Origin of the sequence: Pseudomonas onubensis, assembly GCF_965653655.1 — a bacterium.
Lineage (GTDB): Bacteria > Pseudomonadota > Gammaproteobacteria > Pseudomonadales > Pseudomonadaceae > Aquipseudomonas.
In genome coordinates this window covers 1-478 of record NZ_CBFHAZ010000238.1, presented here as the reverse complement: position 1 = coordinate 478, position 478 = coordinate 1, and the positions used below count along the sequence as shown (strand labels likewise).

Here is a 478-nt window from a genome sequence, read left to right as displayed (position 1 = left end):
TGTTGCTGTTGCTGTTGCTGTTGCTGTTGCTGTTGCTGTTGCTGTTGCTCTGGCCCTTACATCCTTTTCGATGACGAAGTCAGCGGTCTTTTGATCTGCGCTTTTGATCTTGATCTGAAATCGCCCCGTTAAACACGATGGCCGAACGCAGGCTTGAATCCGTGGGTAACCCGGCAGGACGCCGGGTTAGCCGCGCTGGGCCAAGGATGGCCCATCGCGGCGGCCCACGGATTCAAGCCGGAGTGAGGGCATGCCGAGCCAGAGCGAGGCACCGAGTGTTGGGGCGAAGACTTTTTGGTTACTTTTGACTGGGCCGGCATTCCGGTCCTTGCAAAAGTGACCCGCTGTAAGAGCCATCCCTTTCAAGGTCTTTGATAAAATGCCCCAAAACTCTAGTCAAGGTGACGAAAGCAATGTGGGCAGAAGTTCTAGCGCGGTTTGAGAAAAAAGTACCGGCCAGTGTCATGACCAAAGTGAT

1 protein-coding gene is annotated in these 478 nt (G+C 54.2%); it reads right to left on the bottom strand.

Annotated features, from left to right (window positions below):
- Positions 1 to 298 precede the first annotated feature (298 nt).
- Positions 299 to 478: hypothetical protein (locus ACTD9P_RS29760; protein WP_438870437.1), on the bottom strand; the 180-nt coding region annotated here is incomplete at its 5' end.